At 69.8% G+C, this 26,391-nt stretch carries 24 protein-coding genes; 18 read left to right on the top strand and 6 right to left on the bottom strand.

Annotated elements, in window-relative coordinates; translation table 11 throughout:
* The first annotated feature begins 1 nt into the window (after position 1).
* The 14 genes from VFA06_RS02215 to VFA06_RS02150 all read left to right on the top strand — a co-directional run bounded on the left by VFA06_RS02215 (position 2) and on the right by VFA06_RS02150 (position 16,261).
* Positions 2–895, top strand: a complete 894-nt coding sequence (locus VFA06_RS02215) for a carbohydrate ABC transporter permease (RefSeq protein WP_324838651.1) — start codon at positions 2–4, stop codon at positions 893–895.
* 130 nt (positions 896–1,025) lie between these two features.
* Positions 1,026–2,678: an alpha-amylase family glycosyl hydrolase gene (locus tag VFA06_RS02210; protein WP_349260018.1), complete on the top strand. Its 1,653-nt coding sequence runs from the start codon at positions 1,026–1,028 to the stop codon at positions 2,676–2,678.
* A 37-nt stretch (positions 2,679–2,715) separates the two neighbouring features.
* Positions 2,716–3,069, top strand: coding sequence for a VOC family protein (locus tag VFA06_RS02205; RefSeq protein WP_324838649.1), 354 nt, complete (start codon positions 2,716–2,718; stop codon positions 3,067–3,069).
* A gap of 55 nt (positions 3,070–3,124) precedes the next feature.
* Complete coding sequence (locus tag VFA06_RS02200; RefSeq protein ID WP_349260017.1) at positions 3,125–3,457, top strand: MazG-like family protein; 333 nt, start codon at positions 3,125–3,127, stop codon at positions 3,455–3,457.
* A gap of 88 nt (positions 3,458–3,545) precedes the next feature.
* Positions 3,546–4,175, top strand: a complete 630-nt coding sequence (locus VFA06_RS02195; RefSeq protein ID WP_324838647.1) for a DUF3887 domain-containing protein — start codon at positions 3,546–3,548, stop codon at positions 4,173–4,175.
* Positions 4,176–4,231: 56 nt separating this feature from the next.
* Positions 4,232–4,582, top strand: coding sequence for a hypothetical protein (locus VFA06_RS02190; protein WP_324838646.1), 351 nt, complete (start codon positions 4,232–4,234; stop codon positions 4,580–4,582).
* 79 nt (positions 4,583–4,661) lie between these two features.
* The gene (locus VFA06_RS02185) at positions 4,662–6,356 is read left to right on the top strand and encodes an ABC-F family ATP-binding cassette domain-containing protein (RefSeq protein ID WP_324838645.1); all 1,695 of its coding nucleotides are present in this window, start codon (positions 4,662–4,664) and stop codon (positions 6,354–6,356) included.
* 120 nt (positions 6,357–6,476) lie between these two features.
* Positions 6,477–7,235 (top strand): LLM class F420-dependent oxidoreductase, encoded by a 759-nt coding sequence (locus VFA06_RS02180; RefSeq protein WP_324838644.1) that lies wholly within the window; start codon positions 6,477–6,479, stop codon positions 7,233–7,235.
* 383 nt (positions 7,236–7,618) lie between these two features.
* Positions 7,619–10,417: a cellulose binding domain-containing protein gene (locus VFA06_RS02175; protein WP_324838643.1), complete on the top strand. Its 2,799-nt coding sequence runs from the start codon at positions 7,619–7,621 to the stop codon at positions 10,415–10,417.
* Positions 10,418–10,628: 211 nt separating this feature from the next.
* Positions 10,629–11,456 (top strand): MHYT domain-containing protein, encoded by an 828-nt coding sequence (locus VFA06_RS02170; RefSeq protein WP_324838642.1) that lies wholly within the window; start codon positions 10,629–10,631, stop codon positions 11,454–11,456.
* Positions 11,457–11,607: 151 nt separating this feature from the next.
* Positions 11,608–14,406, top strand: a complete 2,799-nt coding sequence (locus tag VFA06_RS02165) for a nitrate- and nitrite sensing domain-containing protein (RefSeq protein ID WP_324838641.1) — start codon at positions 11,608–11,610, stop codon at positions 14,404–14,406.
* A gap of 79 nt (positions 14,407–14,485) precedes the next feature.
* Positions 14,486–14,911 (top strand): roadblock/LC7 domain-containing protein, encoded by a 426-nt coding sequence (locus VFA06_RS02160; RefSeq protein ID WP_324838640.1) that lies wholly within the window; start codon positions 14,486–14,488, stop codon positions 14,909–14,911.
* 68 nt (positions 14,912–14,979) lie between these two features.
* Complete coding sequence (locus VFA06_RS02155; RefSeq protein ID WP_324838639.1) at positions 14,980–15,540, top strand: DUF742 domain-containing protein; 561 nt, start codon at positions 14,980–14,982, stop codon at positions 15,538–15,540.
* Positions 15,521–16,261, top strand: coding sequence for an ATP/GTP-binding protein (locus VFA06_RS02150; protein WP_349260016.1), 741 nt, complete (start codon positions 15,521–15,523; stop codon positions 16,259–16,261). Before VFA06_RS02155 ends, VFA06_RS02150 begins: the two co-directional genes overlap by 20 nt.
* A 100-nt stretch (positions 16,262–16,361) precedes the next feature.
* Here VFA06_RS02150 and VFA06_RS02145 read toward each other — a convergent pair whose 3' ends face one another.
* From VFA06_RS02145 to VFA06_RS02130, 4 genes are all read right to left on the bottom strand, one after another.
* Positions 16,362–16,946 carry a pyridoxamine 5'-phosphate oxidase family protein gene (locus VFA06_RS02145; RefSeq protein WP_324838638.1) on the bottom strand — a complete coding sequence of 195 codons (585 nt, stop codon included), beginning with the start codon at positions 16,944–16,946 and terminating at the stop codon, positions 16,362–16,364.
* A 102-nt stretch (positions 16,947–17,048) separates the two neighbouring features.
* Positions 17,049–18,260, bottom strand: coding sequence for a damage-control phosphatase ARMT1 family protein (locus VFA06_RS02140; protein WP_324838637.1), 1,212 nt, complete (start codon positions 18,258–18,260; stop codon positions 17,049–17,051).
* Between the two features lie 10 nt (positions 18,261–18,270).
* Entirely contained in the window at positions 18,271–19,212 is a 942-nt protein-coding gene (locus tag VFA06_RS02135) for a hypothetical protein (RefSeq protein ID WP_324838636.1), read from the bottom strand.
* 202 nt (positions 19,213–19,414) lie between these two features.
* Positions 19,415–21,529: a cellulose binding domain-containing protein gene (locus VFA06_RS02130; protein WP_414639802.1), complete on the bottom strand. Its 2,115-nt coding sequence runs from the start codon at positions 21,527–21,529 to the stop codon at positions 19,415–19,417.
* 227 nt (positions 21,530–21,756) lie between these two features.
* Between VFA06_RS02130 and VFA06_RS02125 the strand changes: the two genes are divergently transcribed.
* From VFA06_RS02125 to VFA06_RS02110, 4 genes are all read left to right on the top strand, one after another.
* Positions 21,757–23,460: a cellulase family glycosylhydrolase gene (locus VFA06_RS02125; protein WP_324838634.1), complete on the top strand. Its 1,704-nt coding sequence runs from the start codon at positions 21,757–21,759 to the stop codon at positions 23,458–23,460.
* Between the two features lie 129 nt (positions 23,461–23,589).
* Complete coding sequence (locus tag VFA06_RS02120) at positions 23,590–24,141, top strand: gluconokinase (RefSeq protein ID WP_324838633.1); 552 nt, start codon at positions 23,590–23,592, stop codon at positions 24,139–24,141.
* Between the two features lie 92 nt (positions 24,142–24,233).
* Positions 24,234–25,031: an exodeoxyribonuclease III gene (locus VFA06_RS02115; RefSeq protein WP_324838632.1), complete on the top strand. Its 798-nt coding sequence runs from the start codon at positions 24,234–24,236 to the stop codon at positions 25,029–25,031.
* Positions 25,032–25,076: 45 nt separating this feature from the next.
* Positions 25,077–25,625 carry a YciI family protein gene (locus tag VFA06_RS02110; protein WP_324838631.1) on the top strand — a complete coding sequence of 183 codons (549 nt, stop codon included), beginning with the start codon at positions 25,077–25,079 and terminating at the stop codon, positions 25,623–25,625.
* A gap of 54 nt (positions 25,626–25,679) precedes the next feature.
* Here VFA06_RS02110 and VFA06_RS02105 read toward each other — a convergent pair whose 3' ends face one another.
* Together VFA06_RS02105 and VFA06_RS02100 are read right to left on the bottom strand one after the other, a co-directional pair.
* The gene (locus tag VFA06_RS02105) at positions 25,680–25,934 is read right to left on the bottom strand and encodes a hypothetical protein (protein WP_324838630.1); all 255 of its coding nucleotides are present in this window, start codon (positions 25,932–25,934) and stop codon (positions 25,680–25,682) included.
* Positions 25,935–26,067: 133 nt separating this feature from the next.
* The coding region (locus VFA06_RS02100; protein WP_324838629.1) for an SHOCT domain-containing protein at positions 26,068–26,391 on the bottom strand (324 nt) is incomplete at its 5' end.

Raw genomic sequence — 26,391 nt, 5'->3', positions numbered from 1 at the left:
CATGGCTGCTGCCTTCGCCACCCAATCCAGAACCCTGATCTCGCGGGCGCAGCTGAGCCGCAGGAGCGGGCGCCGGGTGTACTGGGTCTCGCTGTGCGCCGTCGTGCTGCTGTTCACCCTGGTCTTCCTTTTCCCGCTGTACTGGATGATCACCGGCGGGTTCAAGCCGACCTCGGAGCTGGTGCGAAACCCGCCGAGCTTCGTGCCCACGCATCCGCAGCTCGCGCCCTACCGCACCGCGTGGGACGAGCTGCACATGGGCCGACTGCTGCTCAATACTCTGATTTACGCGGGCGGCGCGCTGGCGCTGCAGCTGACCTTCTGCGTCGCGGCGGCGTATTCGCTCTCGAAGCTGCGGCCGGTGCTCGGCAACCTGATCCTCGGGATGATGCTGGCCACCATGATGATCCCGGCCGCGATCCTGATCATCCCGCAGTACCTCACGGTGCTGGACCTGCCGCTGGTGCACTGGAACCTGGTGAACACCCCGTGGGTGATCTGGCTGCCGTCGGTGGCCAACGCCTTCAACATCTTCCTGCTCAAGCGGTTCTTCGACTCGATACCCGAGGACATCCTCGCGGCCGCGGCGATCGACGGCGCCAGCTCCCTCCGGACCCTGCGCTCGATCGTGCTGCCGATGTCCCGGCCGATCCTCGGGGTGGTCTCGATCTTCACGGTGATCGCCGTGTGGAAGGACTTCCTCTGGCCGCTGCTCACGCTCACCGACCCGGGCAGGATGACGCTGAACGTGGGCGTCAACAGCGCCGCGGCGAACATGCAGGAGAACGTGCTGATCGCGGGCCTGGCCATGGCCTCGCTGCCGACCATCGGCTTCTTCCTGCTGTTCCAGCGCAACATCATGTCCGGCCTGACCAGCGGCGCGATGAAGGGCTGACCGGCGCGGCGGCATCAGCCGGAGCAGCAGAAGCAGACGAAGAGTTCTGATTCACGGGCGATCAGCGTCGATCACCGGGCATCCCCACACCTCAACGCGACAAGAGAGCGGGTAGCGATCCGTGCCTGACGTGCGTTCCCACGAGGCGGCCGAATGGTGGCGGTCGGCCGTGATCTACCAGATCTACCCGCGCAGCTTCGCCGACGGAAACGGCGACGGCGTCGGCGATCTGGCGGGGGTCCGGGCCAGACTGCCGTATCTCGCGCGGCTGGGCGTCGACGCGCTCTGGTTCAGCCCGTGGTATGCCTCGCCGCAGGCCGACGCGGGCTACGACGTGGCCGACTACCGGGCGATCGACCCGGTGTTCGGCACGCTGGCCGAGGCCGAGGAGCTGATCCGGGAGGCGCACGCGCTCGGCATCCGGATCATCGTGGACGTGGTGCCGAACCACTGCTCGGACCGGCACGTGTGGTTCCAGCAGGCGCTGGCGAAGGGCCCTGACTCACCCGAGCGGGAGCTGTTCTGGTTCCGGCCCGGCCGCGGCCCCGGCGGCGACCTTCCGCCGAACGACTGGCAGTCGATCTTCGGCGGGCCGGCCTGGACCCGCACGAGCGACCCCGACGGTACGCCGGGTGACTGGTACCTGCACCTGTTCGCGGCCGAGCAGCCGGACCTGAACTGGGAGCATCCGCGGGTGCGCCAGGAGTTCGAGGACGTGCTGCGGTTCTGGCTGGACCGCGGCGCCGACGGGGTGCGCATCGACTCGGCCGCGCTGCTGACCAAGGACCGGGCGCTGACGGACTTCGACCCGGAGGACCCGCCCTATCCGCATCCTTACACCGATCGCGACGACGTGCACGACATCTACCGGTCGTGGCGCGCGATCGCTGATTCGTACCCTGACAAGCGGGCACTGATCGGGGAGGTCTGGCTTCCGGACGCGCAGCGGTTCGCGAACTATCTGCGCCCTGACGAGCTGCACACCGCGTTCAACTTCGCGTTCCTCGGCTCGCCCTGGCAGGCCGGCGAGCTGCAGCGGGTCATCGACGAGACGCTCACGATCCACGCCCCGGTCGGCGCCCCCGCGACCTGGGTGCTGTCCAACCACGACGTGCCGCGGCACGTGACCCGGTACGGTCGCGCGGACACCTCGTTCAACCTGGAGTTCCGGCAGCTCGGCGCGCCCACCGACCTCACCGTCGGCACGAGGCGGGCGCGGGCGGCGATCCTGCTCTCGCTCGCGCTGCCGGGTTCGGCGTACATCTACCAAGGCGAGGAGCTGGGCCTCGAAGAGGTCGAAGACCTGCCGGACTCGGTACGTCAGGACCCGATGTTCTTCCGCACCGCGGGCGCGAACCTCGGCCGGGACGGATGTCGCGTGCCGCTGCCATGGTCGGGCCAGGAACCGCCGTTCGGCTTCAGCACCGCGGTGAGCGATGCGATGAAGGTTGAGCCCTGGCTTCCACAGCCGAAGGCGTGGAAGGACCTGTCGGTGGAGACGCAGACCGGCGATCCGGACTCGATGCTGGAGCTGTACCGCGCGGCCTTGGCCCTGCGCCGCAAGTCTGCGCAGCTCGGCGACGGGCCACTCACCTGGCTGCCCGCGCCGGACGGCGTGCTCGCCTTCGCCCGCGGTGTCACGGGCGATCGCTCCTTCATCTGCGTGGTGAACCTCTCGGGAGGCGCGGTCGACCTTCCGGTGGGTGGCACGATCGCTCTGTGCAGCGGTGCGCTGGAGTCGGGGATGCTGCCGAACGACACGGCGGCCTGGCTCGTGCGCTGACCCGCAGCCCCGCGTGCGCGGCACGTACCATGCGGACATGGCGAGTGTCATCAAGAACGTCTCGTTCGACGCCCAGGACGCGCTGAAGCTGGCGACGTTCTGGGCCGCGGCCCTCGGAACCGACGTCGACGAGGACTCGACGGCCGAGAAGGCGTTCGTGGAGGCGGCCGGCTGGGGCGGCCCGAACATCTGGTTCAGCCGGGTGCCCGAGCCCAAGAGCGCGAAGAACCGGGTGCACTTCGACCTGCGCGCCCCGGGCGCCATGGAGGACGAGGTCCGCCGGCTCGAACGGCTCGGTGCCACCGTGCTACGCCGCGACGAGCACATCACCAACATGGCGGACCCGGAGGGCAACGAGTTCTGCGTCGAACCCGGTCCGTCCGAGGGCTGATCCGCACCATGCCGGCTTACGGGCCTCCGGCCACGAGGTCTCGGCCCGCGATTTAATGGCGACCGTGGATGATCGCGCGTGGGAGACAACGGCCCGGCTCGTGGACTGGCTTGACGGTCATCACCGCGACAACGACCTGGCGCCGGAGGTGATCCGGCTACTGCGCGTGCTGAAGCTGTCCGAAGAGGTCGGCGAGACCACGCAGGCGGTGATCGGCGCGCTTGGCGCGAACCCGCGCAAGGGCACGACGCACAAGTGGAGCGACGTCGAGCACGAGCTCTGCGATGTGATCATCACGGCGATGGTCGCCCTGACGACGCTGAACCCGGACGCGCGCATGGTGTTCACTGAGCGGCTCGAGCACGTCGCGACTCGATCGCTCGGCTAGTTGTTCTCTCGGGGCTGGTCGCCGGCGCTTCGAGTTGCGTTGTAAAGGATGCCTTTACGCGCCGAAGCTGTAAAGCTATTCTTTACACGTGGACGGTTCTTCCGCGAGCCTGATCTCGTCGAGCGCCTTGCTGGCCGAGCAGTCCTCGGCGCTGGCGCAGGCGGTCAGCAGTCCGTTGTCGCCGCCGCCCTACCTCGACCTGGTTCGAGACGCCCGGCGCGCCTATGAACTGGCGGAGCAGGTGCTCAAGCTCTGCGTGCAGCAGTCCCGGGACGCCGGCCACACCTGGCAGGAGATCGGCGACCTGCTCGGAGTCACCCGCCAAGCCGCGTTCCAGCGGTTCGGCAAGCCCATCGATCCCCGCACGGGAGAGCCCATGGACAAGACAGTGCGCATGACCGATGCCGCGGAGCGCGCGGTCAAGATCGTCACGGACGTCCTGGAAGGCCGCATGGACGAAGCCAGAGCGTCATTCGACGCGCAGGTTCTGGCCGCCTTCACCGACAAGGTGCGCGGCGACGCGCTGGCCACCGTCGCGGGCATGGTCGGCGCGTTCGAAGGCTTCGGCGAGGGCGAGCCGTTCGTGCGGCGGATCGGCGATCACACGGTTGTCGACATCCCGCTGCGTTACGAGGCCGGCGCCATGAAGGCGCGCGTCGCGTTCGACGCGGAGGAAAAGGTCGCCGGGCTGTTCATCCTCACGCCGCAGACCCCGTGAAATGACCCCGTGAAAGCAGACAACTCTGAGAGCACTGACACCAGGAGGTGCAGACGATGAGCCAGGCCAGGACGCCCGCATACGAGGACGGCCGGATTCGCTGCGACGACAAGGCGGTGACCATTCGCCGCTACTACCCGTGGGGCAGCAAGCGGATCCGCTACAGCTCGATCAGAGGCGTTGAGCGGCTTCCCCTGACCGGCGCGAACAAGGTGCGCAAGTGGAGGATCTGGGGTTCGGGCGACTTCGTGCACTGGTGGAACCTCGACGTGCGGCGCCCGCGGAAGGACGTCGCTCTCGTGCTCGACGTCGGCCACACCGTGCGCCCCACGATCACCCCCGACGACCCGGACGCGGTCGAGCGCATCCTCGCCGAGCACACCGCGGGGAGCGGATCCCGGGCCTGACGGCGCACGGCTCGCCCGGGCGACACGCGGCGGAAAAGCGGATGACACCGCTCCACGCCGCGGGTGAGAATCCGCGTTCATGGGCTATGTGGACGTCGCCGGGCTGCGACACGTGCTTCCGGACGGCCGGGTGCTGTTCGCGGACGTCTCGTTCCGGGTCGGCGAGGGCGCGAAGGTAGCGCTCGTCGGGCCCAACGGCGCCGGGAAGACCACCCTGCTGCGGCTGATCTGCGGGGACCTGCCGGTCCGGTCGGGGACCATCGCGCGGGTCGGCGGGCTCGGCGTGATGCGCCAGTTCATCGGCATGATCGGCGACGAGACCACACTCGCGCAGCTTGCCCTCTCGCTCGCGCCGCCGCCGCTGCGGGAGGTCGGCGAGCGCCTGGCCCGCGCCGAGGACGCGTTGGGCTCTCTCGGCTCCGCCGCCGGCGAGCGCGAGCAGATGCGATATGCCAACGCCTTGACTGCGTGGGGCGACGCCGGCGGCTACGAGCTGGAGGTCGTGTTCGACACCGTCTCGGTCGCGGTACTCGGCCTGCCCTGGGACGAGGCCCGACACCGGCCGGTGCGCACCCTCTCCGGCGGGCAGCAGAAACGCTTCGCGCTGGAGATGCTGCTGCGCGGGACGGACGAGGTGCTGCTGCTCGACGAGCCGGACAACTTCCTCGACGTGCCGGGCAAGCGCTGGCTGGAGCGCCGTCTGCTCGAGTCGCCGAAGACTGTGCTGTACGTCTCGCACGACCGCGAGCTGCTGGCGAACACCGCTGACCGGGTGGTCGCGGTCGAGGGCGGCTCGGCTTGGACGCACGCCGGGTCGTTCGCCTCCTGGCACGAGGCGCGGGCGGCGCGGCACGAGCAGCTGGACGAGCAGCGGCGGCGCTGGGATGAGGAGCACGCCAAGCTCAAGGACCTGGTGCGGATGTACCAGAGCAAGGCGTCGCATAACTCTGACATGGCCACCCGGCTGCAGGCGGCACGCACCAGGCTGGCGAAGTTCGAGCAGGCGGGGCCGCCGCCGATTCCGCCGCGCGAGCAAAACATCCGGATGCGGCTGGACGGCGGGCGCACCGGCAAGCGCGCCGTCATCTGCGAACAGCTGGAGCTGGACGGGCTGACCAGCGCGTTCGACTTCGAGGTCTGGTACGGCGACCGGGTCGCGGTGCTCGGCGCGAACGGCACCGGCAAGTCGCATCTGCTGCGGCTGCTCGGGCGCGGCGGGACGGATCCGGACCCTGCGATGCTTCGGCTCGACGCGGCGGGCGACCGTCCCGAGGCGGACGCCGCGAACCAGGGCGCCGGACTGGCGGCGGTGGCGCACCACGGGACGGCGCGGCTCGGGGCCCGCGTGGTGCCGGGGCACTTCTCGCAGACGCACGACCGGCCGGAGCTGACCGGGCTCACGCTCGCCGAGATCCTCTGGCAAGGCGACGCGCGCCGGCCGAGCCTGCCGCGCGACGCCGCGATGAGCGCGCTGAACCGCTACGAGTTGGCGGCGCAGGGCGACCAGCGGTTCGACACCCTCTCCGGCGGCCAGCAGGCCCGGTTCCTGATCCTCCTGCTTGAGCTGTCCGGGGCCACGCTGCTGCTGCTCGACGAGCCCACCGACAACCTGGACCTGGCCAGCGCGGAGGCCCTGGAGGCCGGACTGTCAGGGTTCGAAGGAACGGTGGTCGCGGTCACGCACGACCGCTGGTTCACCCGCTCCTTCGACCGGTTCCTGCACCTGAGCGGCGACGGGAAGGTGGCCGAGGTGCCCGAGCCGGTCTGGGACTAAGGCGGTGCGGGACCGCCACCGAGGACTGAGCCGGCCGGGACGGCCGGGTGGCGGGGACGCGCCGAAGCGTGGTGGGATGAGGATCAGATCATCGAGCAACCGCCCTGGAGGCGTTCATTCATGGCACGGTTCAAAGTAGGCGTGCAGCTGCGGCCGCAGCACTGCGAGATGGCGCAGCTGCGCGCGGCGTGGAAGGAAGCCGACGCGCTCGGCGTCGACACGATCTGGACCTGGGACCACTTCTATCCCCTCTACGGCGACCCGGCCGGCGCGCACTACGAGTGCTGGACCATGCTCGCCGCGATCGCCGCGGACACCTCGCACGCGCAGTTCGGCGCGCTGGTGACCTGCAACAGCTACCGCAACCCCGACCTGCTCGCCGACATGGCCCGCACCGTGGACCAGATCAGCGGCGGACGGCTCATCCTCGGCCTCGGCTCCGGCTGGTTCGAGCGCGACTACAAGGAGTACGGGTACGAGTTCGGTACCGCGCCGGAGCGGCTGCGGGCGCTGCGTGAGACGCTGCCGCGGATCGAGGCGCGCCTGGCGAAGCTCAACCCGTCCGGCGAGAACATCCCGCTGATGATCGGCGGGTCGGGCGAGAAGGTCACGCTGCGGATCGTGGCCGAGCGGGCCGACCTGTGGAACTCCTTCGGGCCGGCGGCCAACTTCGCGCACAAGAACTCGGTGCTCAACGAGTGGTGCGAGAAGCTGGGCCGCGACCCCGCGCAGATCGACCGCACCGTGATGATCGATCCGGACGAGGTGGACAACTTCCAGGAGTACCTCGACGCCGGGGCGACGCACCTCATCGTCGGCTCGGACGTCCCCTTCGAGCTCAAGGCGGTGGAGCGGCTGCTCCAGCACGCCCGCGGGTGATCTAGCGGGCGTGTCCGCGCACTGACACGCGGGTAGATCGCTCTAGCGCCCTGCGAACCGGTTCTGACGCCGGGTCGCAGGGCGCTTCGTTGTTATACGGCGGCTGACGGCGGCGGCGTGGGGCGAGGCCCGAAGCGAAAGTTTCAGCTCACCGCCGCCGTGGCGGGACGGCGGGCCGGGGCCGGGCCTGCGGCATGGGGCGGGGCCGAGCTGGGCAAGCGCTTCGACGATATTGCCTCCGGCCTGCTTCGATTCTACGCTCCCGGGCGCTACAGCAATCGAAGCGCTTCGACGGACCAGCCCGCAGACCGGAGGTGACTCTCCTCCCGCACGGCCCTCCGCCCGAGCGCGCTCGAACCGAGAAGGCGGAGGCTTCAACACTCATGCGAAGAAGGTTCGTCCAAGCCGCGCTCGCCGCGGCCACGGCGGCCGCCGCGGCGATCAGCCCGATCCTGGTGCAGGCCGCGGCCGCGCCGGCGCTGGCGGCCACCCCGGCCACCACCGCGTACAACTGGAACAGCGTGGCGATCGGCGGCGGCGGCTTCATCCCGGACATCGTGTTCAACACCGGCGCCGCGAACATCATCTACGCCCGCACCGACATCGGCGGCGTGTACCGGTGGAATCAGAGTTCGAGCTCGTGGACCCCGCTGATGGACTGGGTCGGCCAGTCCAACTGGGGCGACATGGGCGCGGTGTCCGTGGCCGCCGACCCGATCAACACCAACAAGGTCTGGGCCGCGGTCGGGATGTACACCAACTCCTGGGACCCGAACAACGGCTCCATCCTGCGCTCCGCGGACCAGGGCAACACCTGGACCGCGACCGCGCTGCCCTTCAAGCTCGGCGGCAACATGCCCGGCCGCGGCATGGGCGAGCGCCTCGCCGTGGACCCGAACGACGACAACGTGCTGTACTTCGGCGCGCCCAGCGGCAAGGGGCTGTGGAAGTCCACTGACTCCGGGGTGACTTGGTCGCAGGTTGCGAATTTCCCGAACGTGGGCAACTACGTGCAGGACTCCACCGACACGACCGGGTACCTCAGCGACAACCAGGGCGTCACCTGGGTGGCGTTCGACAAGGCGACCGGCACCTCGGGCAGCCCGACCAAGACCATCTTCGTCGGGGTCGCCGACCTGCAGAACACCGTGTATGAGAGCACTGACGGCGGCGCGACCTGGTCCCGCGTGGCCGGGCAGCCGACCGGGTTCATGGCGCACAAGGGCGTCGTGGACGCGACCAACGGCATCCTCTACATCGCCACCAGCAACAAGGGCGGGCCGTATGATGGCTCGTCGGGTGACGTGTGGAAGTACGCGCTGGCGACCGGCACGTGGACGCAGATCAGCCCGGTGAAGTCCTCGGATACCAGTAACGACTGGTTCGGTTACAGCGGCCTGTCGATCGACGCGCAGCATCCGGGCACGATCATGGTGACCGGGTACAGCTCGTGGTGGCCGGACACGTTCATCTGGCGTAGCACCGACGGCGGCACGACGTGGAAGCAGGCCTGGAGCTACACCAGCTACCCGAACCGCGCCGACGCCTACACTCTGGACACCTCCGCGACGCCGTGGCTGACTTTCGGCACGACCACGCAGGAGCCGGTCGAGTCGCCGAAGCTGGGCTGGATGACCGAGGGCCTGGCGATCGACCCGTTCAACTCCAACCGGATGTTCTACGGCACCGGTGCGACCCTGTTCGGCACCACGAACTTGACCAACTGGGACTCGGGCACCAGCTTCACCATCAAGCCCTTCGTCAGCGGGCTCGAGGAGACCGCAGTCAATGGTCTGATCAGCCCGCCGACCGGTTCGGCGCCGCTGATCTCGGCGCTCGGCGACCTGGACGGCTTCGTGCACACCTCGCTGACCTCGGTGCCGTCCTCGATGTTCACCTCGCCCAACCTCTCCAGCGGCGACAGCGTCGACTACGCCGAGCTGCAGCCGGCCACAATCATCCGAACCGGTGACGTCGACAAGACGCAGAGCAGCAACGCGAACGTCTACCGGTTCGCGTTCAGCACCAACGGCGGCAGCAGCTGGTTCCAGGCGTCGGCGGAGCCGCCTGGAGTCACTGGCGGCGGCCAGGGGGCAATCGCGGCGGACGCGAGTTCGGCGCTGTGGAGCCCGAAGGGTACCGGCGTCTACTACACGACCACCTACGGCAGCTCCTGGACGGCGTCCACGGGCATTCCGGCCGGCGCGGTGATCGCCTCCGACCGGGTGAATCCGAAGGTTTACTACGGTTACTCGGCCGGGACGTTCTACGTCAGCACCAACGGCGGCGCCAGCTTCACCGCTTCCGCGGCCACCGGCCTGCCGGCCACCGGGACGCTCTACATCAAGGCGGTCGCAGGTACGGCCGGCGACGTCTGGCTGACCGGCGGCGACTCCTCCGGCGTGTCAGGGATCTGGCACTCGACCAACCAGGGGGCCAGCTTCACGAAGCTGTCCAGCGTGTCGGCGGCGATCAACCTCGGCTTCGGCAAGTCGATCTCGGGCACCTACCCGGCGATCTACGCGATCGCGACCGTCAACGGCGTGCAAGGCATCTTCCGCTCCGACGACACCGGCGCGACCTGGACCCGGATCAACGACGACAAGCACCAGTGGGGCAACATCGGCGCCGCGATCACCGGCGACCCGCGCATCGCGGGACGCGTGTACGTCGGCACGAACGGGCGCGGCATCATGTACGGCGACCAGGCCGGCGGCGTGACCAGCAGCCCGAGCGCGAGCGCCAGCGCGTCGCCGAGTCAGAGTTCATCAAGTGCGGGCGCGAGCCCGAGCGCGTCGGCGAGCCCGTCGCCGTCGAGTTCGTCCTCTGCTTCGCCCTCGGCGAGCGCGAGCTCCGGCGGCGGTTCCAGCTGCCACGTGGCGTACACGAAGAACAGCGAGTGGCCCGGCGGATTCACCGCGGGAGTGACGATCAACAACACCGGCAACAGCGCGATCAGCAGCTGGACGGTGAAGTTCACTTTCCCCGGCGACCAGAAGGTCACCAGCTCGTGGAACGTCGGCTCGCTGACGCAGAGCGGGGAGACGGTCACCGCGACCAACGCCTCGTATAACGGTTCGATCAGTCCCGGCGGTAACGCGTCGTTCGGATTCCAGGGAACGTGGACGTCCAACGACTCATCACCGACCTCGTTCAGCGTGAACGGCACCACATGTAACTGAGGGCTCTGAGGTCCCCTGCCTCACACGCCACCCCTGCGCCGCGTCCGGCGGCGCAGGGGTGGCGTGCGTCCGCTAAAAGTCCGCCGCTTGTCAGCTGCGTGATTGCGGTGAGTCAGCGTAAAACCCCGCAGCGCGAACATTCTCGTGCAATGGTCGGTTGACCAGTCACTCGCGATTGCAGATGCACAGGGAGCCGGCAGTGATGGGGCCGATGGGCGCGACGACGGAGACCGGATTCGGGTGGGCCACACCCGTGCTGTCCTATGCGATGGCCTGTGTGGGCTCGGCGCTCGGGCTGCGCTGCACGGTGCGCGCGCTGGATGCGAGCGGGCGTTCGAAGCGCAACTGGCTGCTGACCGCGGCGGTGTCGATCGGCGCCGGGATCTGGACGATGCACTTCATCGCGATGCTCGGATTCGCGGTGACGGGCACCGAGATCCGCTACGCGGTCTCCCTCACCCTGCTCAGCCTGGTGATCCCGATCCTGTTCACCTGGGCCGGGATGCTGATCGTCGGCTACGGGCGCTCGCGGACCGTGTCGCTGAGTCTGGGCGGCACGGTCACCGGGTTCGGCGTCGTGGCGATGCACTACACCGGCATGGCCGCGATGCGCTTGAACGCCAGCCTGAACTACAACCTCGGAACCGTCGCGCTCTCGGTGCTGATCGCGGTGGCGGCGGCGACCGCGGCGCTGTGGGCGGGACTGACCATCCGCGGGCCGGTCGCCGCGATCGGCGCGTCCATGATCATGGGCGTCGCGGTGACGGCGATGCACTACACCGGGATGCGCGCCGCCGAGGTATCCGTGGCGGCGCAGACGGTGGCATCAGGGCGCGTACCGAGCGGCGGAGCGACCGCGATGGCGTTCATCCTGCCGATGATCGTGTGCCTCGGATCAACGCTCTTCCTCACCTCCGCCTTCGTCGCCCTCTCCCCCACCGGCCGCCAAGCGCGCGACGCGGACGAGCCGGACGATGACGACGTTCCGCCGCCCGGCAGACTGCGCCCGACGGCGGAGAGGCAGGGTTCCCATGCATGAGAGCCGCCCGCCCGCGCCGCGCGGCCGCCGCGGTTCGCACGCGAGACCGAGCGGCATGTCGGGCCGGATATCCATTCCGGTACCCCGGCCGCCGCGCCAACATCAGCAACCCGAGCAGCAGGCGCCGCGCTCGACGCTTTCGCAGCGGTCGTTGGCCAGAGCGGAGCGTGCCGCGTGGCGCGGACAGCGCGCGATCTCGATGTTCAGCACGGTCACACCGGGAACGGCACGCGGCGCCGGAGCGGCGGCCGCCCTCGGCCGCGGGAGCGGCGGCGCGCTGTTCCCCACGATCCGGGACTCGGACGCGATCGCGCGGATCCCCAGGCCCCGCACCATCCGGGCCAAGGTGGTCTGCCTGCTGGTGGTGCCGATCGTCTCGCTGATGACGCTGTGGGGCCTGGCGGCCGTGCAGACCGCGCAGACGGTGTACGCGCTGACCCAGCTCAAGCAGCTCGACGCGGCGGTCAGCGTGCCCAACGACGACTTGATCAGCACTCTGCAACGCGAGCGGATCGACGCCGCGCGGTTCCTCGGCGGCCAGTCGGGCTCGGGGCTGACCGCGGACTACGCGGGCACTGATGCGGCCGCCAACGCGCTGCGCGACGGCGCGGGAACGGCCGCGGCGGCGACCACCGGGCTGGGCGCGCAGGTCAGCGGCCCGATGGCGGCCCTGCTGACCGACCTGTCCGGTCTGCCGGGGCTGCGCGGGGAGGTGTCTCGCAGGCAGGTGACGTGGACGACCGCGAACGCGGGGTACACCAAGGCGATCAGCGACGCGCTGGAGCTGGGCAACGGCCTGAGCGCGACACTGACCAAGGTCGGCCAGAACGGGCAGATCGCCTCGGATGCCTGGGCGGTCACCGAGTTGGCGCGCTCGCGGGAGATGCTGGCGCGGCAGGCCGCGATCGTCGCGCAGGCCCAGGCACAGTCGAGCGGCGCGCCGCTCAGCGCGGACGCCTATCGCCAGTTCGCAGGGGCCTACTACAGTCAGCACGAGCTGGAACAGGGCGCGCTCGCACAGCTGCGTGACGTCGACGTGGCGGCATACCAGCGGGTGACGTCCTCGGACTCCTATCAGCGGCTGCAAGGCGCGCAGCAAACGCTCCTGGACGCCGGAGATCTGGGCACGAACAGAGGCGCCATCACGCAGGCGGAGACCGCGTGGTCGACGCTGGCCCCCGGGGAGCTGGATCGGCTCGGCGATGTGGTGTCCGGCGCGGGCGTGGCCGCGATCGCACAGGTCAGTCCGTACGGCCGGGCGCTGGCGACGAAGGCCGGCGCCGGGGTGCTGCTCGGCCTGTTCGCGGTGACGGTCTCGCTGCTGGTGTCGGTGTGGATCGGCAGGGGGCTGGTCGTCGAACTGGTCGGGCTGCGCGACTCGGCGCTGGACCTGGCCCGGCGGCGGCTGCCCGGCGCGATCGCGAAGCTGCGATCCGGGCAGGAGATCGATCTCGAGGCCGAGGTCGGGCAGGGGACGCTCGGAGTAAGCACCCTGAGCCGTTCCTCGCTCGGCGGCGCGGCCGCCGCGGGCGCGGAGGACGGCGGTGACGAGGTCGGGCAGGTCGCCATGGCGCTGGCGACGGTACACCGCGCCGCGCTGCGGGCCACGCTGGACCGCGCCGAGGCGGTCAACGGCGTCGCGGGGATCTTCCTCAACCTCGCCCGGCGCAGCCAGGTGCTGCTGCACCGGCAGCTCGCGCTGCTGGACCTGATGGAGCGGCGGATCGAGGACCCGGCCGACCTCGAGGACCTGTTCCGCCTCGACCACCTGGCCACCAGGATGCGCCGGCACGCCGAGGGGCTGATCATCCTTTCCGGCGCGGCGCCAGGACGCGGCTGGCGCAGGCCGGTGTCGCTGATGGACGTGGTGCGCGCCGCGGTCGCCGAGGTAGAGGACTTCGCGCGGGTCGATGTGCGTCAGATGCCTGACGCGCGCGTCGCCGGGGCGGCGGTCGCGGACCTGACGCACCTGGTCGCAGAGCTGGTCGAGAACGCCACCTCGTTCTCGCCGCCGCATACACGCGTGCAAGTGCAGGGCTCGCAAGTGGCGGCGGGGTACGCGCTGGAGGTCGAGGACCGCGGGCTCGGCATGGGCGCGGAGGCGCTGGCCGAGGCAAACCTGCGGATCGAGCGCGACAATCCGGACGACCTGCTCGACAGCGACCGGCTCGGGCTGTTCGTGGTCAGCCGGCTGGCGCGCCGGCACGGAATCAAGGTCGCGCTGAGGCAGTCGGCGTATGGCGGCACGACGGCCGTGGTGCTGCTGCCGAAGGCGCTGCTGGTCGACCCGGAGCTGCCGGCCGGATCGCGTCCCGCCGCGATCGGCGCGCGTCAGGCCTCTGATGACGGCCGGGACGCGGCGGCAGGTCGCACGACGTCATCGGCGGCGCGACGTACCGGTGCGCTGGTCGGCTCCGGCCCGGCCGCGGCCGGTGGCGCAGCGTCCTCCGCGGCGGAATCACCGCACACGGCGGCGCCGGTGGCGCGCTCCGGACCGGCGGGAACGAAAGCGCCGCACGCCGGGCCGGTTCCGGTCGCCACGCCGGCGTCCGCCTCCCCGCAGGCGCCCCACGAGGCGACGCCGCCGCACGACGTGCTGCCACGCCGCGTGCCGAGTCGACCGGACCTGGAGAGTCCTGATGCGCCTCCGGCCGCGCCGGGCGACCCGAACGCCGAGACCGTCGCCGTCACGACCGAACCCGCGCTGCTGCGCGCGTCGGCGGGTCCTGAGACGCCCGGCGGGCTGCCGCGCCGGGTGAAGCAGGCCAGCCTCGCGCCGGGACTGCGGACGGACCCGGAGCAGGCCGGCGCCGCGCTCGACTCGGACGCGGACCTGGCCCAGCGCACGCCCGAGCAGGCCCGCGCGACCATGGCCGCGTACCAGCAGGGCTGGTCGCGTGGCCGCTCCGGCACCGGATCCGGGACCGCCGCGCCGCCGGCAGAGGGCTGAGACGCACACCCCCGCAACCCATACCACGGAACGATCGATCACCGGGGCTGACAAAGCCCGCTGAAGGCCAGGAGGCCCGATGCCCCCCAGTACCAACGCCGGCGGCGAACTCGGCTGGCTGCTCGACGAGACGGTGGCCGCCGTCCCGGCGGTCCGGCACGCGGTGTTGCTTTCCACCGACGGCCTCGCGGTGGCCTCGTCGGCGGGGCTCACCCGCGAGGACGGCGAGCACATGGCGGCCGTCGCGTCCGGATTCCACAGCCTGGCCAAGGGGGCCGGGCGGCACTTCAAGGCCGGGTCGGTGCGGCAGACCATGGTCGAGCTCGACGGCGGCTACCTGTTCGTCGTGGCGGCCGGCGGCGGCACCTGCCTGGCCGTGTTCAGCGGGCCTGAGTGCGACATCGGCCTGGTGGCTTACGAGATGGCCCGGCTGGTGCGCCGGGTCGGCGAGCACCTGTTCGCCGCGCCGCGGGCCGGCAGCGGCGCGGGCGCGGCCGCGTCGTGACCGGCGCGCGGCCACCGGCGGCGGGCGGCGCGGCCGGCAGCAGGCCGAGCGACGACGCCGATCGCGCCATGGGCGGCGCGACTGGAGCCGAATACGGGTACGGATACGAGAACGGGATCCCGCACGATCGCGCCTACGGGTACGACAACGGCTACGAGTACGGGTACGAACCCGCGCACGAATCGGGTCGCGATTCCCTGTACGAACCCGGGTACCAGCGCGAGTACGCGCCCGAACCGGATCCCGGCAGCGCCCGCGCGGCTGAGCCGGCGTTCTGGTATGACGACGAGGCCGGCCCGCTGGTCCGGCTCTACGCGCTGACCAGGGGCCGCGCCCGCTCCGACGCCCGCGTGTTCAACCTGCTGGCGCTGGTGATCGCGGAGAGCGGACCCTACGACGATCCAACGCTCAGCCCGGAGCAGGTGCGAGTGCTGGAGTTGTGCTGCCGCGCGCCGCAGTCCGTGGCCGAGGTCGCGGCTGGCTGCGACCTGCCGCTGGGCGTCGCGCGGGTACTGCTCGGCGACCTGCTCGAAATCGGGCATGTCAGGGTCCGGCAGCCGAAGCCGCCGGCCGCGCTGTTCGACGAACACATCCTGCAGGAGGTGATCAATGGGCTCCGCGCGCTCTGATCGCGGTTTCCGGGTCTCAGGCGCCGGCACGCGCGCCGACGAGGCAGCCCCCGTCTCAAGCGCCAGTGTCGGATCGGCCGCGTATCGCGCGGCGGCCCGGGAACGCGCGGAACGCCGGGCCGAACCGGAGAACGAAGAACCCTTCCTCGCTCTCAAGATCCTGATCGCCGGCGGCTTCGGCGTGGGCAAGACCACGCTGGTCGGCTCGGTCAGCGAGATCCGCCCGCTGCGCACCGAGGAATCGATGACCGAGGCCGGCCGAGGCGTGGACTTCACGCACGGCGTCGAGCGCAAGACCACGACGACGGTCGCGATGGACTTCGGCCGGATCACGGTGCGCGACGACCTGGCGCTGTATCTGTTCGGCACGCCGGGACAGGACCGCTTCTGGTTCCTGTGGGATGAATTGGCGCAAGGCGCGCTGGGCGCGGTGGTGCTGGCCGACACCCGGCGGCTCACCGACTGCTTTCCGGCGGTCGACTTCTTCGAGCGCCGCGCCATCCCGTTCCTCGTCGCGGTGAACTGCTTCGACGAGGCGCGGCCGTTCACTCCGCAGGAGATCGGCGAGGCGCTGGATCTGGAGTCGAACACGCCGGTGCTGCTGTGCGACGCCCGCGAGCGCGCCTCGGCCAAGGAGGTGCTGATCGCGCTGGTGGAGCACGCGGGGCGGGTGCACTCCTCGCGCCGGCCCCGGCCTGGCGGTCAGGGCGCGATCGCCTGAGCCGAAGCGCGGCGCCGCCGCATCGCGATCAGCCGCGGGCGGCGTGATCGGCCGCGAACAGCGTCATCAGCTGTGGCCGGCCGCGCTCGGATCGGCGCGTTCAGCCCCTGGGCACGGAGGTCGGCAGCGGGTGGTCCGGTTCGAGCGCGGGCAGGCCGTCCAGGCTCTTCGCGTTCGCGCCGTTGACGCGCTGCGCCCACTCGTCCGGGGTGCGCTTGGCGTGGAGCTTGTCGAGCACCGGCCGCTCGTCGACGAGGTCCATGTAGGGAACCGCGAATCCACAGGAGTCTGATACCCGCTCGACGTCGATGAGGATGATCGAGCGCAGGCCCGGGTGCGCGAGGTTGAAGCGCGGGGCGAGCGCAGCGAACTCGGGATCGTCGGCTCGCAGCACCCTGCCGTGGCCGTGCAGGCGCAGGATGCGCGAGTTGCGGGTGAACGAGCAGAACATGACCACGATCCGGCCGTTCTGGCGCAGGTGCGCGATCGTCTCGGCGCCGGAGCCGAACAGGTCGAGGTACGCCACGGTGTGCTCGTCGAGGACCGCGAAGCAGTCGCGGTATCCCTTGGGCGAGATGTTGACCAGGCCGTCCGGCCCGCTGGGCGCGGTGCCCACGAAGAACATCGGCTGCGCCTCGATGAACTCGCGGATGCTCTCGTCGATCCCGTCGAACACGTTCGACACGGCGGCCCTCCCGTTCGATCCCGCTGATGCCTTCGGCCTGCCTTCGATTTCACTGTAACCGCGTAGATCAAGTTGTTTTGCGGCGTCGCCTGGTGAGTTCGGTCACGCGGTCTGGATCAGGCTGTGGCGTCCGTTGAGGCGCCAGTCCGGTTCGGCCGCGTCGAGCCGCTCGACCTGCTCGCGCGAGACCCCGACGACGACGTCCGACTTCGCCGCGCGCAACGCCGCGACCGGCAGGCCGAGGTACCGCACCGCGTCGGCGAACGGCGTCGTCGCGTCCCACCAGCTGTCCCCGACCAGGCGACGGTAGTTCAGATCGCCCTTGACCAGCAGGAATCGGCCCTCCAGCCGGGCACGCAGGTCTTCGGGCAGCTCGTGGAAGGAGAGCGGCGAGCACCAGAACGGGTGCGTCGCGATCCGCAGTCGATCGGCGGCGGCGTGCTCGAACAGCCTGGCCCCGGCGGCGCCGAGTGGCCCGGACATGCCGCGCAGGCGCCGCAGGCCCTTGCCGACGTCGGCCGCCGTGGCGTCGGAGATGTAGTACGGCGCTGGTTTGACGTGCAGTTCGACCATCGCGGCCAGGGGTGTTTCGGTGCGCGGGTCGAGGGCGAGCAGTTCGTCGGCGAGTAGCAGGTCCGCGATCAGTTCCCGGCCGCCGTTGTCGCAGATGATCGCGACAGTCTTCGACGTGCCCTCAGATCCGGGCTCCGCGCCGGCGCCGAGCAGGCGTTCCCGGAGCAGTTCGGTGTCGTCGGCGAGCGGCGGATTGACGGCGGTGTAGCCCTCGACGACCTCGGTCACCTGGAAGACCAGGTCGGCGCGGTTGCCGAGCACGGCCGCCTCGGTCAGCGCGGCGAACCGGCGGGCCGGCGGCAGCCCGTCGAGCGCGGCGTACCAGGAGAAGGCCGCTTCGAGCTGCGGATCGGACAGTTCGGCGTCCTTCATCGGCTCGTACGGATCGACCCCGGACCAGGCCGAACCGGGCGGCCCGAAGTATCCGGTCGCGTCGAGGATGCGCCTGAAGAAGTAACTCTCGGCCCACAGGAACGGCGCGTCCGCCCACGGTTTGCCGTAGTGGCCGCGGTCCCATTCCCCGCGCCACCGTTCGGCGTCCGGCGCGCTGTCGGGCAGCGGCCTTATCGGGCCGGTGCGCGGCTCGTCGAGCAGGGCCCGAAGCGCGCGGATCTGGTCGGGGCCGTAGGGCAGTGCCGCGATCAGGTTCTCGATCAGGACGGGATGCCGGCGGTGGAACACGTCCCACGCGAACGAGCCCTCCGGGCTGATCAGGATCGGCGGCGGCAGCTCGTGCGACATGCCAGGCATTTTATGTGCCCGGCATCCCGGGACGTCGGCTGAGGGGCGCCGAACCGGTCAGCTCGGAGACGCGGTAGCGGTCCATGCGCGGCCCGAGCAGCAACCGGAAGGCGCCGGCCGCGCCGAGCAGCAGCATGGCGAACAGTTCGACCCAGAATCCGGCCGTCGGGGTGAAGGTGACGATCACGGACGGGCCGACGAGCTGCCGATGGTGGAATCCGAGGAAGGTCGGCTCGGGGGCGAGGCTGCTCACGACGCTCACGGCCACGTCGGCGAAGGCCACCAGCGCCATGCCGAAAAGGAAACCCGCCGCCCGCGCCTTCGCCCGAACGGTCGCGGCGACGAGTGCGAGGGCGATCATCGCGATACCGCCGAGAACGACGGCGAGGTGGTTCCAGCCATCGTTCTGCGCCCACGAACAGCAAGTCTCCGAATGCTGCACGCCGCCGAATATCGTGCCCACGCCAAGGCGGTACGAGGCCAGCACGTTGCTGGCGACCCACAGGACGGCGCCGATGAACCCGAGCAGCACCGCCACGACGCGGTCCACCCTGCGCTGGCGCCCGCGGCGATGCGCCCGCTGCCGGACCACCAAGACGAGCACGACGAGCGCGCCCGCGGTCTGCAAGACGAGGACGGCGAGCGACAGCCAGATGCCGAGTGCGTCGTATTCCCTGGACAACCGGGACGGGCGCAGCTTCCAGAAGTAATTGGTGTCCACGATGAGCACGAGGCCCAGCGCCAGCCCGCACGCCGCGTCGCGGGTTTTCCGATTGCGCAGCAGCGCGCCGCAGCCGACGAGAACCGCCGCCTTTATGCCCTGCCCGACGATGGTACCGGCCGATTCATAAAGGGGCTGAGTCGTAGGACCGAGCTGCGTGCGCGCCAAGAGGGCCGCGAGCTCCGCCAAGCCGGCGGCGATGAACAGCACTGCCGCGGTTAACCACGCCACTCGATTGTTTTCACGCTGACCCCGTGGCGCGCCTGTGGTGATGTACTCGCCCGCGACTGGCTGCCTGATCGCCCAAGCGTCGTCCGTCGACATCGCTCGCCCCCAGCCCCCCAATAACGCCTGTGGGGCGCACCCTATCGGAGTGCGCCCCGCAGTGGAACGGTTATCTAGTCAGCCGTGATTCGTCGTGGTCAGACTTACCTCATGACGAGTACGTGGTCGTGCATACCGTGCCGTTGAGGCTGATCGCCGCGGGCGACGGGTACGCCCCGGACTCGTTGCCGACGAAGCCGATGCTCACCGAGTTGCCGCCGTTGGGCGCCAGGTTCGCGTTCCAGTCGACGTTCGTGGCGTGCATGAACTGACCGATGTTCGTCCAGTTCGCGTTCCAGCCGCTGTTGAACGACTCGGTGGAGGCGGGGAAGGTGAACGTCAGGGTCCAGCCGTTGATCGCCGCCGGGCCGGTGTTCGTGATCGACAGGTTGGCCACGAAGCCGCTGCCCCAGGACTGGCTGACCTCGTAGTCGACGGCGCAGGTGCTGTTCGCCGGAGTGCTCGTGGTGAACGTCACCGGGTCGGAGGGCCGCGAGAGGTAGCCCTTCTGGTCGGTCGCCAGCACGTTGATCGTGTAGCCGGTGCCGGGCACCAGGTTGTAGAGCGTCGCGGAGGTCGAGGTCGACTCGGCCAGCACGTTGGTGACCGTGCCGACCTGCTGGATCACCTCGTACCGGTACACCTGGCCGCCGCCGGACGGCGTCCAGCTGATCGTGGCCTGCGAGCCGGTGATGTTGGACGCGCTCGGCGAGCCCGGCGCCGTCAGGGCACTGACTCCGCTGCCCGAGGGCGTGAGCACGATCGTCTCGATGGAGTACGGGGCGATCGTCTGGCTGCTGCTCGTGCCCTGGGCCGCGCTGGTGATCGAGCCGGCCTCGTCGCCGTAGGTGTAGACGGTCGGAGTCGCGCTGCTCGGGGAGTAACCGGTGTAGTGCAGGTTGATCGGGTAGGAGTTGTTCACGTCCTTGTTGACCAGCTGCACCGCCAGATCGCCGTTCGCCTGCCGCACCGCGTGCGCGCTGACCAGCGGCTGGTCCGTCCCGGCCTTGACCATCTGGTCGCCGGGCCGGCCGAGCTTGCTCAGCATGCTGATCGCGAAGTACGGCGGGAACGGGGTGTTGATCGCCGGTTCGCAGGTCGTTCCCACGCAGGTGCCGCTGGAGAGCACGCCCCAGTCGTTGAAGTCGGTCGCGCCGTCCGGCGCGGTGCTGATCGTGCCGGGGCCGTTGTGGGTGTCCCACCAGTCGACCGTGAACACGCCGTCTTCGAGGGCTGTCATGTAGGCGTCCGCGCCGAACAGCGCGTCGGGCTGGGTCGTGGTGTCGACGCTCGAGTTCATCTCGGTCAGCGCGATGCCGAGGTTCGGGCCGTTGGCGCCGGCGTACTTGTTGATCTCGCTGCGCAGCTGATCCAGTTCGCCGGGCAGCTGCTGCGGCTCGGACAGCGCCGTCGCGGCGTCCTTGCCGCTCGGGTACCAGTGCACGATCACGAAGTCGATGGCTGATCCGGCGATCTGGAGCACGGTGCGGTTCCAGTCGTAGCTGTCGCCGCTGGCCACCGCGCCGTCCGGCCAGTTGCCCGGCATGGTCAGCACCGCGCCGATCTTGATGGTCGGGTCGACCGCCTTCATCGCCGAGACGTATTGCAGCACGTTGTTCGCGTACGTCGTCGGGCTCTTACTCGAGTGGTTGTCGGTCTCCCAGTCGGCGCCGTAGTAGCCGTTGCCGTAGAGCTCGTTGCCGATCTCCCAGTACTTGTCGCCGTAGCCCTTGGTCACGTTGGCGTACTGGACCCAGCCGGCCGCCTCGGCCGGCGTGCCCGAGCCGTAGTTGGCGATCAGGATCGGCTGCGCGCCGATCTTCTTCACCGTGCCCATGAAGGAGTCGAAGTCCGTGCCGGGTGCGACATAGCCGCCGGGCGCAGTGTTGTCCTGCCAGTGGTAGATGTCGCCGTATGAGCCACCCGGGTATCGCAGCATGCCGACACCCGCCTGGCCGAGCAGGTTCTGCACGGCCGGGACGTTCATCTGGCTGTCCCAGACCGCGCTGTTGAGCCCGTAGCCGGTCGCCGGGATGGTGCCCAGCCCCTCGGTCGCGTTCACCGTGACGTTCACCGCCGCGCCGGCGCCGGTCCCCGTCGCGGCGAGCGCGCTCGCCCCGGGCGCCAGCGCGCCGGCGAGCACCAGCGCGGCTCCCCCCGCGACCCGCCGTAACCGGCGCGATCGCCTCCATTCCGAACTCACGCGCGACTCCCTCCGCCACATTTGAGCACAGTTCTCGGAATGGTCGCGCCGCCTCGCCAAGAGCGTCAATGTCCTGTGAAACTTACACGAGGACACCGCATCGAACTTCGTCGAACGCCCTGCTCACAACGCACAAAGACGTCAGAGACCGTATACGCACCTTTCCGTTCCCTTGGAGTAACCGCGGCTGGTTCGTAGCGTCAGTGCGCTGGCCGTCGGGTCAGGAAGAGGCACCTAGGAGCGGTTCGATGCACACAACGATGAGGCCCGTCGCGATGACGGGCGCACTGCGGCGGCGTCCGGCCGCGCTGTCCGCGGTGGCCGTGGGCGCGGTGCTGGCCGCGCTCTCGGCGCTGCTGCTCGCCTTCGGCCCGCTGGCCCGCCCGGCCGGCGCGGCGGGAACGGTGGGAGCGGGGTACTGGCACACCTCGGGCAGCCAGATCCTCGACTCGAACGGCAACGTGGTCAAGATCGCGGGCGTGAACTGGTACGGCTTCGAGACCCCGGACGAGATCGCGCACGGCCTGTGGGCGCAGGACTACCACGCCGTGATCGACGACATCAAGCGGCTGGGATACAACACGATCCGCATCCCGATCTCCAACCAGGCGGTCGAGACGCCGGTCATCCCGCAGAACTTCAGCCAGTACAACAGCGGCCCGATCAACACCGACCTGGTGGGCCTCAACGACCTGCAGATCCTGGACAAGATCGTCAACTACGCGGGGCAGGACGGGCTGAAGGTCATCATCGACAACCACCGCTCCGAGGCCGGCGAGACCGCCGAGTCCAACGGCCTGTGGTACACCAGCGCGTATCCGAACTCCGCCTGGATCAACGACTGGGTGACGCTGGCCAAGCGGTACGCGGGCAACTCCACGGTCATCGGCTTCGACCTGCGCAACGAGCCGCACACGCCCACCGGCGTCGCGTATGCGAACGCTGCGACGTGGGGCACCGGCGACCCGAACACCGACATCCGGCTCGCCTACCAGAACGCGGGCAACGCGATCCTCGCGGTGAACCCGAACGCGCTGATCTTCTGCGAGGGCATCAGCAACTACCCGAACAGCAGCGCCAGCGGCGGCTTCGACACCACCTGGTGGGGCGGCAACCTGGAGGGCGTGGCCAAGTACCCGGTCGTGCTCAACTCCCCCGGCCACGTGGTCTACTCGGCGCACGACTACGGGCCGACCCTGTTCCAGCAGGCCTGGTTCAACTCCTCCACGACCTCGGCGAGCCTGGACGCGGTGTGGAACCAGTACTGGGGCTACATCCCGCAGCAGAACATCGCGCCGCTGTGGGTCGGCGAGTTCGGCACCGGGAACGGGGCCACCGACGTGTCCGACTCGACCCCGGGTTCGCAGGGCCAGTGGTTCTCGTCGCTGGTCTCGTACATCGGCGCGAACAAGCTGAGCTGGACCTACTGGGCGCTCAACGGCGAGGACTCGTTCGCCCTGCTGGACGGCAGCTACGACCCGACGCCGGTCAGCGCGGCCAAGCAGTCGCTGCTGGCCGGGATCCAGTTCCCGCTCTCCGGCGGGGGCACCGGCAGCGGCAGCCCGAGCGCGTCGGCCTCGGGTTCGCGATCGGCCTCCCCGAGCGCTTCCGCGTCCAGTTCGCCCTCGTCGTCCTCGGTCTCCTGCCACGCGGTGTACTCGCTGACCAACAGCTGGTCCGGGGGCTTCCAGGGTCAAGTGGCACTGACGAACACCGGCACCTCGCCGCTCAACGGCTGGACGCTCGCCTGGACGTTCCCCGGCGACCAGAAGATCAACCAGATGTGGACCGCGACGTACACGCAGACCGGCGAGGCGGTTACTGCAACGAACGAGCCGTATAACGCGACGCTCGCCGCGAACGCATCGGTGACGATCGGCTTCACCGGTACGTACACGAGCAGCAACGCCAACCCGACATCGTTCACCGTCAACGGAGTCGCCTGCCACTAACCGCCGACGATTCCCAGAGTGCAACCAGGGTTCCTTACACCGTCATGAGTCCGGCCACGGGGCAGCACCTCGTGCCCGTGGCCGGACCATGTCGCTCAGCGCGCAGCACCACGCCTTAAGATCAGCCGCGTGACGACGCAGCCCTCCGGCGCCCCCTCCCCCGCCGCGGCGAACCCGTGCATCGTGCTGATCGCAGGGGTCTCCGGAAGCGGCAAGAGCACCATCGGCTCGCTGCTCGCACAGCGTCTTGGCTGGCAGTACGCGGAAGCCGACGATTTCCACCCGGACGCGAACCTGGCGAAGATGGTCGCCGGGCATCCGCTGAACGATGACGACCGGCGCCGGTGGCTGGCCAACATCGCGGCATGGATCGACGCATCGACGGCTGCCGGTCGGCCGGCTGTCGTCAGCTGTTCCGCGCTTAAGCGCTCGTACCGGGACGTGCTGCGCGAAGGCCGCCCGAACGTCCGGCTCGTGTACCTCGACGCTGATAAGCAGACGATCCGTGCCCGGCTGTCCTCGCGTCGCGGCCACTTCTTTCCGGCCTCGCTGCTCGACAGCCAGTTCGCCGACTTGGAGCCGCCGACCGACGACGAGCGTCCGTACCGTGTGCCAGTCACCGCCGAGAGCCAGCCGGACGACATCGTCGAGCACCTCGTGGAATCCAGGATCTGCGACTGATCGGCCAGCGAATCGCGAGTCCCGCGCCGCAGTGTCGGTGCCGCGCGCAAGAATGGGCGCAGCCGAGTCCGCCCGTCCCGGAGAATGCCTCAATGCTCACCATCTCGACCGCCAACGTAAATGGCATCCGCGCCGCATCACGCAAGGGCTTCGACAGCTGGCTCGGCCAGACCACGGCGGACGTGGTCTGCCTCCAGGAGGTGCGGGCCGAGCCGCACGAGATCCCGGTCGCACTGCGCGAGGCCCAGGGCTGGCACCCGCTGTTCGCGCCGTCGGCCGCCAAGGGCCGCTCCGGCGTGGCGATCTACAGCCGGCTCGAGCCGGTCGCCACCCGCATCGGCTTCGCGTCCTCGGAGTTCGACACCTCCGGCCGCTACGCCGAGGTGGACCTGCCGAACGTGACCGTGGCCAGCCTGTACCTGCCCTCCGGCGAGGTGGAGACCGAGCGGCAGGTCGAGAAGGAGCGCTTCATGGCCGAGTTCCTCGAGTACCTGAAGGCGGCCAGGTCCCGGGCCGAGGCGCACAACCGCGAGCTGGTCGTCTGCGGCGACTGGAACATCGCGCACCGCGAGATCGACATCAAGAACTGGAAGACGAACCAGAACGCCTCCGGCTTCCTGCCGCACGAGCGCGCCTGGATGAGCCGGGTCTTCGACGAGGCCGGCTACGTCGACGTGGTGCGCCAGCTGCACCCGGAGGGCCCCGGCCCGTACTCGTGGTGGTCGTACCGCGGCCGCGCCTTTGACAACGACGCCGGCTGGCGCATCGACTACCAGATCGCGACGCCGGGACTGGCCAAGCTCGCGGTCAGCGCGAAGATCGAGCGCGCCGTCGAGCACGCCGCCCGCTGGTCCGACCACGCTCCGGTGACGATCACCTACGACATCTGAGCCGGCAGAGCCTGTCCGCCGACCCGAGCGCGAAAGACCGTACGCATGGAGTTCTTCTGCTACCACCGGGACCGCCCCGGCTCCGGCGCCCTGCGCGACGAGCTGGTGGAAGAGCACTGGTCCTACATGGACCGGTTCGCCGAGCAGATGATCGCGCGCGGCCCGACTTTCACCGACGACCGCGAGGCCGCGACCGGCAGCGTGCACATCCTCGACCTGCCGGACCCGGCCGCCGCCCGTGCGTTCGCCTTCGACGAGCCGAACTACCAGGCCGGCGTGTACCGCGACGTGCTGATCCGCCGCTGGCGCAACACGCTGGGCCGCACGATGTGGGACTTCCCCGGCGGCCGCACCGGCGGCAACCGCTACCTGGTGATCGGCCTCGGCGCGGGCGAGCCCGCCGACCTGGCGGCGCCCGAGGACCGCGCCGAGCTGATCGCCTACGGCCCGCTGCTCGCCGACGACGGCGCGACCTGGCTCGGCACGGCCGCGCTCCTGCGGGCAGCGGACAAGGACGCCGCTCGCGCCGTCCTGACGGCGGATCGGTACGCCGACATCGAGGTCCACAACTGGCAGTTCGGCGGACGGCAGTAACCGCTCGCCGGGTGCCGCGACGCCCGTCGGCGCGGCTCAGCGGCGCAGGGAGGCTCAACCGGCCTTCCGGCACGTGAGGTACAACGGCATGGCTAGCACCCACAGCACCAGGCAACACGCGGCCCACACACCAGGCGTGCTCAGCTCCAGCGAGCCGACCGAGAAGTAGACACCCCTGCCCTGCCGCACGCGTCGAGAGTCGTCCTGATAGACCCAAAGACTGCTTGCAGCCAGCAGCAGCGCAATGAAGATCGGTACAAGCTCCACGCCGGGCGAACCCATTGCCGCAGCCTCCCATCCGGCATCCACCAGAGCGCGCCTCCATCATCCTCCGTAGTCAGCGGAAAGTCAGCGAACCCCGGCAACGGACGACACCAGCCGACAGCAGCCGAGGCCAGGGAACCGCCCTGGCACAGAAGAGATCGGCCAACGTTGACGGTACTCACGGGTTGTTGGGCGGTGGCTGATCGGTGGAACGCAGCACAGAGAGCCGTTCGCGGTAAGTATCTTCGGTGATGTCGCCTCGGGCGTATAAGTCCGCGAGCACCCCTTCGGCCACCATCGTCGCCATCGGGTTGACACGCCAGGGCTGAGGCCTCGTCGAACCTTGCTGATCTTCCAGTCGGGCGCGACGCGCGGCCAGCCGAGTCGCCGCGGCCACGGAAACAACAACCAGGCTCACAACGGCTAGGTCGAGCAGGAGCAGAGACGCGAACGACGTCCAGAACCAGGCCCACAGGCCACCGGGCACGATGATGGTCACGCC

The organism is Actinocrinis sp. (assembly GCF_035653575.1).
In the GTDB taxonomy this organism is placed as follows: Bacteria; Actinomycetota; Actinomycetes; order Streptomycetales; family Catenulisporaceae; genus Actinocrinis.
This window is presented reverse-complemented; position numbering and strand designations above follow the sequence as displayed.

Bases quoted from the DNA above. Each gene is read 5' to 3' on its own strand.
- VFA06_RS02180 (WP_324838644.1), top strand. From the start codon at position 6,477: ATGGCACGGTTCAAAGTAGGCGTGCAGCTGCGGCCGCAGCACTGCGAG.
- VFA06_RS02205 (WP_324838649.1), top strand. From the start codon at position 2,716: ATGGCGAGTGTCATCAAGAACGTCTCGTTCGACGCCCAGGACGCGCTG.
- VFA06_RS02160 (WP_324838640.1), top strand. From the start codon at position 14,486: ATGCCCCCCAGTACCAACGCCGGCGGCGAACTCGGCTGGCTGCTCGAC.
- VFA06_RS02140 (WP_324838637.1), bottom strand. From the start codon at position 18,260: ATGTCGCACGAGCTGCCGCCGCCGATCCTGATCAGCCCGGAGGGCTCG.
- VFA06_RS02170 (WP_324838642.1), top strand. From the start codon at position 10,629: ATGGGCGCGACGACGGAGACCGGATTCGGGTGGGCCACACCCGTGCTG.
- VFA06_RS02150 (WP_349260016.1), top strand. From the start codon at position 15,521: ATGGGCTCCGCGCGCTCTGATCGCGGTTTCCGGGTCTCAGGCGCCGGC.
- VFA06_RS02110 (WP_324838631.1), top strand. From the start codon at position 25,077: ATGGAGTTCTTCTGCTACCACCGGGACCGCCCCGGCTCCGGCGCCCTG.
- VFA06_RS02200 (WP_349260017.1), top strand. From the start codon at position 3,125: ATGGCGACCGTGGATGATCGCGCGTGGGAGACAACGGCCCGGCTCGTG.
- VFA06_RS02215 (WP_324838651.1), top strand. From the start codon at position 2: ATGGCTGCTGCCTTCGCCACCCAATCCAGAACCCTGATCTCGCGGGCG.
- VFA06_RS02175 (WP_324838643.1), top strand. From the start codon at position 7,619: ATGCGAAGAAGGTTCGTCCAAGCCGCGCTCGCCGCGGCCACGGCGGCC.
- VFA06_RS02125 (WP_324838634.1), top strand. From the start codon at position 21,757: ATGCACACAACGATGAGGCCCGTCGCGATGACGGGCGCACTGCGGCGG.
- VFA06_RS02155 (WP_324838639.1), top strand. From the start codon at position 14,980: ATGGGCGGCGCGACTGGAGCCGAATACGGGTACGGATACGAGAACGGG.
- VFA06_RS02190 (WP_324838646.1), top strand. From the start codon at position 4,232: ATGAGCCAGGCCAGGACGCCCGCATACGAGGACGGCCGGATTCGCTGC.
- VFA06_RS02185 (WP_324838645.1), top strand. From the start codon at position 4,662: ATGGGCTATGTGGACGTCGCCGGGCTGCGACACGTGCTTCCGGACGGC.
- VFA06_RS02115 (WP_324838632.1), top strand. From the start codon at position 24,234: ATGCTCACCATCTCGACCGCCAACGTAAATGGCATCCGCGCCGCATCA.
- VFA06_RS02130 (WP_414639802.1), bottom strand. From the start codon at position 21,529: ATGTGGCGGAGGGAGTCGCGCGTGAGTTCGGAATGGAGGCGATCGCGC.